The following is a 6,625-nucleotide window of genomic DNA, read 5'->3' as shown; positions in this document are numbered from 1 at the left end:
GAGTAATTTTAATTCTGCGTAAAAAAACAGGTGTTCGTCATGAGAAAATCAGGTTTATGTTTAACCCTGTTGTTTTCTTTAATTGCCTCGATTAAGTCGGTACATGCCGAGGCAATTATGATTTCCGGAAAACTCCAGGCTGATATGCCTGCCGTCACGTTTAATCCCGGCCCGGGCGATTTTGTTGCATTCGTAAACAATAATATAATTACTGCCTCAGGCTCTGGAACCGCATGTAATGTGACGGTTGATGATCGTGCGACATCAACGGTGGATAATCTTGTCTGCTTCTTTGAGTGGCTTCCAAATAGCTCTGGATTTACTGCTAACGGGTTCACGTTAACCGGGATTCCAAACAGCTCAGGAGACCTAAAACTCCCTTACAAAATTTCCTATTTTTCCGGTACAGAAAGGCAAAAAGTAGAAGTAGTGAAAGGGGAGTATACAGTTAATGCTCTCGTACCGGTTAAACCGACGATCACCGGCCTAAAGTCGTCTATGAATGGGCTGGTTCAAGAGGGTTACACACTTAAATCTTATATTAAGGATGAAGTGATCAGGAGTTTTGCCGTCTCAGTAGAACCCCGCAATTTTGTGCAATATATTTCTATCGGATCGGGTTCTGCCTGTGAAGTCCCTATTGGTGGGACCAGTTGCACGATCGATGTAGGAAGTATTAAAGTAAGTGATTCGGATTTATTGATAGGTTCACGGGAAATAACTGTCACCGCTAATTCGAAAAATAATTACTTTGCCCCTCCTGAAGCGCAAAAGCTTACGCTGACCTGGGACTACCGTCCTCCTGTTGTTGACCATACTCTCTGGAATTTCACTGATGAAGCTAAAACTATCAGTATTGGCGGTCAGCAAATCTATACCGGCGCTAAAACGGTAGCTGTAGCCGTCAAAGTGCCCCAGGAAGAGACTGAAGGCGAGTGGTGGCTACCAACAGCTATGACGCTGACGATGGTGCCGGACGGGGTTTTCAAGCCGACAACAAAAGTAACTTTGGATGACGGTACGGTTATCGACTTTAAGCAATCCTGGGTAACACCGATACGGCGTACCCTCCAGCCCGTGAGCGGACCCCAGAAGGTCGGCGATGAGTATCTGTATATCTTTGACTTAACAGACCTGACGAATGGCTCTTATGCCGCCACGTTCACTATAGAGAATACTAGCAAGAATACGTCTACGTACAATGAGCCCGAAAGCAAACTGATGCTTTCTGATAACCCCACACTCATGGTACTTAAGGATGGGGCAGCGCTGGCAAAACGAGCACCTGTTTATTTCTTAAATGAAATTATTGTTGCCGCATTCCAGGGGCAGGCCGGGGTTGCGGATATTAAAGCCGTTACTATCGATAACAAAGTTGTTGAACTCACCCCAACGAACTACAAAGGCATTTATTATCTGCCGGTGGGGGATGATCTAGATGTGAATGCTGACCACGAAATCACAGTCGTGGCGGAAAACCTGTATGGCAAGATTGTGACATTCAATACCACTTTCACGTATCAACCGACAGGGTTTGCGCTTAAAAACTTAGAAAAAGACGTCACCTTGTATTCTCGCGTTCGGCAATATACCGATCTGATGAGTCAGACAGCCGGTGATAAATGCACTCTCTTTACTACGGAAGAGAACGCGCAGGCTTATCTTGAGTGGTATGGCGGCAAATCTGATATCACTGCCTGTTACCCTCAGTGGAACAATGTACCGGACGGGCTTGAATTTTACTTTAAAGGCAGGACGCCAGGACTTACGGGGTTCTTCAATAAAACTGGCGAAAACCTGCTCGATTACCAAGTCTATATGATAAACGGTAGAGGCTCTAAAGCTGTGTCGGCCAAATACCGCCGCGTATTGACAACTCAACTGCCATATAACCCAATCCTTACTTACAAGAAAAATAAGTTGGTAACTGGGATCAACCCTAACACTGCACTAGCGTACACGACAGGTGGGGAAGCTGCTCGCCTCTTGGCAAAAGTGGTACCTGCTGATGTGACAGTCTATGTTTCGCAAAACGGGGGTGAGAACACAAAAACGACGTTTAAAAACCGTTCATCAAACAACGATGCAACTACATTCGTTCAGCGTCTGAAAGTAGCCGCAGCCCCACTGTGGACGAAAAATGTATTCGACATTGCTGTAGAGTACTCGAAGGACCCGACAATGCGGACCGCCGATACACTTAACGTGTATACGGTCCCCGACTTCAGCATTCGGGCTACGATGGAAGTCGAAGACAAAAAGACGGCTACTACAATGGAATTACCGTTGAAGGTGTCAGTTGGGCGCTATAACAATTCAACTCGCAAAAGCTCATTTAGCCGGACGACAATGGGTGACTGGGATGTAACCATTTACGCTCAGAAAAGTATCTATGGTAAAGATCCAGAAACAGGCCGTTTTAAAACGACGTATGAACGTACCCCATTAACCGAGGCATTGCCGGTGAATGATGCCGGGGTAGTCGAAACAAAAATCAAAATCGAGAATATGGACCTTGGGAACATGCGTCTTGTCGGGATAGCTAAAGTCCGTTCGCCTTTCGATGATTTTGAATTGACCCGGGAAACAAGTGCGGTCGGCATACGTGTGTATAAGGGTGAAGAGCTGGAGGGTAATCTCTCAAAGAGCCTGATTATCGGCCGTATCCCGCTCAGTACGCTTGTGAACTTCAAATCGGCCAGCACAGCTAACTCTGATGCGCTTGCTCCTACCGAGTGGCAGGAGTCGTCAGACAATGGGCAGACATGGACGATGCTTTCGGACATGACTGGGAAGAGAAGTATTTCAATCAGAAAAACTGACGTCGGTAAGTGGCTCTACAGGGCCAAGATGACCAACAAGTTTACGTCAAAAGTGTCTTATAGCGACGTGCTGACAGTTGTAACGTACAAACAGCCTAAGCTAAGTATTGATGTTGCGGAAATTCTTGAAGGCGATGATTTACCAGTCTCGTTGCTGGATAATGATGAGCCGATTCCGCAGGGTACGGCTGAAGTAATGTGGTCGGAAGATAAAATTAATTGGGTCGCGGGTGACACTACCTATACCGTGACTGCCGCTGATAAGCTTCCGCCAACTATCTACGCCCGGATGCGCTATCTGGATTCAGACGACCTGGCTGAAGAGTCCTCCTGGAAAGAGACGTCTGCGCGGTTAACGGTCGCTAAACCCAAGCGCCTTTCCGTTTCAGTGAGCAGCATTTCAAAGGTAGAGGTGGGAAGTAAAGTTACTTTAGATGGTAAATACTCCAACCCGAACAGTCGGTACCAGAACGGAAATGACGTCATTGAAGAATGGACTGCCCCTGACGGACAGAAAATCAGAGGGCCTAAGTTGTCGATGACGCTGACAGAGGAGATGCTGGATAAGCAAGGCTATGCGGCATTTACATACAGTGCATGGCTCGCTGACAGCAAGGAAAGTACCATTTCCACGCGGAAAGTATCGATTAAGTCCTGGGTGTATAAGTTCCCTGAAATGAAAGTCAGTACGAAGCTAAAATACACTATGGCCCCGTCGACCTTACACGTCGCCCTGACCGGAATAAAAGACGGTGACTATCCGGGAGTAACTTATTCACGGGAGTGGATCTACGATAAGGAAAATATCTCCATTTCAAAAGATGAAGGAGATACGAAAGAGTTTGCAATTGCGAAGCCGGGTAAATATACGTTGATGATCGTTTTCCGCGATAACCGTAATAACGAACAGCGTATTGAAAATACCTTCGTCGTCGATGAGCAAACTCCGATGACTGTTGAAATGACCCCAAAATTCTCTAATAAGTTCATGAGGGCTCCTCTTGATGTCACACTAAGATCTAATATTAAACTGGCGCACTCTGCTGACAGTATTGATACGGTGACGTATAAAGTAAATGGAGAGGTTGTCCAGGGTAGTAAAAACTATTGGGCTCAGGGAATTCCCGGTCTTACTGAGAAAAAATATGAAATCACGCTGGATGTTGTCAGTAAAATGGGACAGCGTGGTACAGCATCAGTAGATTTTGATGTTGTAAAAAACGCCGCTCCGCAATGTGTGCTAAGCCATACAGAATCCAATATGAGCTGGAGTTTCACAAATAAATGTGTCGATACTGATGGCAAACTGGTTCGTTATGAATGGTATATCAATGATGAACTAAGGAATGTTTTTGGCAGCACTGCGACACTATCGAAAAATCTTAATCGTGGGAAGCAAGATATCCGTGTAGTCGCATATGATGATAGTGGAGATTCAGCAACACAGCGCACGGTCGTATATGGCCCAGATGAGGAAAAATCAAAGGCTGTAGAAACAACTGGTACATCGCAGTAAGACAAATTTATGTACTGAAATAGAAGCCGGGACAGTAATGTCCCGGCTTTTTGTCTTTGGTCTTTTGAATTGATTTCGTCGGAAAAGTTACTTTGCATGAACGGTGATACAAGTCTCATGAATCACCAATCAATGGCAATAATGAAAGAAAAAGAGGGGCGTAAATTATCAGAAATAACTGGCTTTGTAGAAATAATGACGGTCCAAAACATGGATAATAGGTATTAAGGTAATGTAAAAATTAGTCCTTTGGTTCCGGTATCTGAGAGAAGCAGGTTATGAGCGAATACATACCTAAGAAGCGTGGGTTACTGAGTTTTGATTGGTACGTGCCGATCAATTTGGCAATTCTGATACTGGTACTGGCCATCTTCTTTACTCGATTTACATTTGGACATGGGCTATTAAATGGTTGTTTACCTGCTGATTTTTACATGATTGACTTGAAGGATAAATCTGTCAAGGCAGGAAACATCATTGCATTTCATATGCCAAAATCAGTCCGATTTATACGTGAAAATGAGAAGGTTATTAAAATTGTGGCGGGGGTAGGCGGAGATCGCCTAAGAGTCACAATGGATGGCGTTTATAACGGGAGCAAGTTTTATAAAGCTAATGCCAGACGTATTTCAATGAAATACAACATACCTGCTGAGTCTATTGAAAGAGAATTAACTATTCCGAAAGGAGAAGTTTTTTTAATTGGCCAAACGGATCACTCATGGGACTCACGATTTTGGGGGCCGGTTAAGTTGACTTCAGTTATTGGGAAAACATATGCGATCTATTGAATTAAAAACAACGATTAAGCCTCTGGCCACCTGCCTGGCGTTTTACGCCTTGATGTCCACCGCTACGGCTAGCCCCCAGTATCAACAGGTTGCTGACGACATTGCTAGGCAAGCTCAAGTATTGGGCGCTCAGTCAACGCCGCCGGAAACAGCAGAAGGCCCGCTCTCGTCAGGCTCTCTGGATTCTCCGGATGTCCAGAAGTACGTCCGCCAGGCTGAAGCTTTGAAGCAAAACAGGGACATCAGTCAGCCAACGAATCGGGGCTATGTACCGGGTATGAATGCTGACAGTGTGCAGGCGGTTATCGATCATACTCAGGCTATACGCGCTCAGAATAATAATTCTGAAGCAGTTAATGACATTATTCGCAGACGTGATGAAATTCAGGGAAATATTCAGCTGAACGACTCAGCACTGAAGTCTGTCGAAAATAAACCAGAAGTAATGCGCAGCCAGTCGACGAATATCGAAAAAATGTTTGGTACCTCAGGGATCACCGCCGCTGACTTCGAACGAAAAATAGATAGCAGACGGGAAGAGGTGCTTTCGACAGAAAACGGTATCACTATCTTTGCGTCATTTAGCCTGCCTGATTACGTCCTAGAAGATCTACTCCGTACCGCGTCACAAAATAAGGCGAGAGTGGTTTTTAATGGTCTGAAGAAAGGCACGACGCGTCTTCCGGAGACTCAGGCTGCAATCAATCAGTTGGTGGTGAAGGGGAAGTTTGACTCTCCACTGATTACGATTGACCCTGATGCGTTTGACCAGTACCAGGTCACGCAGGTCCCGACAATTATCTCCCGTGAGGAATCCCGATTCGCTAAAATGGTCGGTTCGTTTAACGTTGATTTCTTCCAGCGAGAACTGGCCAGAAATCCCGATCAGGATATTTTACCTAATGCTGGTACGACCTATCCGGTCGAAGAGAAAAGCATTATTAAAGAGCTCGAAGAGCGAGCACAAAAGTATGACTGGGAGGGCGCCAAGAAGCGAGCTGTTGCAGACACATGGAAGAACCAATTCATGGTTAATCTGCCTCCGGCTCAGGAGCACAAGGAATGGTTAATTGACCCGACTATCAGGGTCACTCAGGACGTGAAAGATAAGCAGGGCCGCGTCATTGCTTCTGCGGGCGAGCTGATTAACCCGCTGAGCAGGTTCCCGCAGAACCTCACCATGATAATTTTTGACCCATTGAATCCGGGGCAGCTTGATTGGGCTGAGAAGCAATATCGCCAACTTCTTGGCAGCGGACAGGTTATGCCGATGTTTACGCGAATTAAACAGGAAAATGGTTGGGACCATCTGAATGATCTGCGCGAGAAATTTAACGGGAAAGTATTCAAAGTCAATGAGCAAATTATTTCCCGCTTCCAGATTAAAAACACTCCAGTGTTGATTTCAACTGAAAAAGATAAATTCCGGATAACGCAATTCAGTGAAGCTGAAATACGTGGTGTTGGAGAAAAAATCTCGGCAGAGGAGAACTGAT

Annotated in this window: 3 protein-coding genes; all 3 read left to right on the top strand. The window is 45.5% G+C overall.

The genetic code is table 11. The features are described from left to right. Positions 1 to 39: 39 nt before the first annotated feature. The 3 genes from rsp (at position 40) to trhW (ending at position 6,624) form a co-directional block, all read left to right on the top strand. Entirely contained in the window at positions 40 to 4,338 is a 4,299-nt protein-coding gene (rsp, locus tag HX778_RS19160) for an IncHI-type conjugal transfer protein RSP (protein ID WP_176982775.1), read from the top strand. Positions 4,339 to 4,616: 278 nt separating this feature from the next. Then, positions 4,617 to 5,129, top strand: coding sequence for an IncHI-type conjugal transfer protein TrhF (gene trhF / locus HX778_RS19155; protein ID WP_015063122.1), 513 nt, complete (start codon positions 4,617 to 4,619; stop codon positions 5,127 to 5,129). Next, positions 5,116 to 6,624: an IncHI-type conjugal transfer protein TrhW gene (gene trhW, locus HX778_RS19150; protein ID WP_015063123.1), complete on the top strand. Its 1,509-nt coding sequence runs from the start codon at positions 5,116 to 5,118 to the stop codon at positions 6,622 to 6,624. Before trhF ends, trhW begins: the two co-directional genes overlap by 14 nt. Position 6,625 lies beyond the last annotated feature (1 nt).

Source organism: Cedecea sp. P7760 (genome assembly GCF_013386425.1).
Taxonomy (GTDB): domain Bacteria; phylum Pseudomonadota; class Gammaproteobacteria; order Enterobacterales; family Enterobacteriaceae; genus Cedecea; species Cedecea selenatireducens.
The sequence above is the reverse complement of the archived record's forward strand: the minus strand, read 5'-3'. Positions and strand labels throughout refer to the sequence as shown.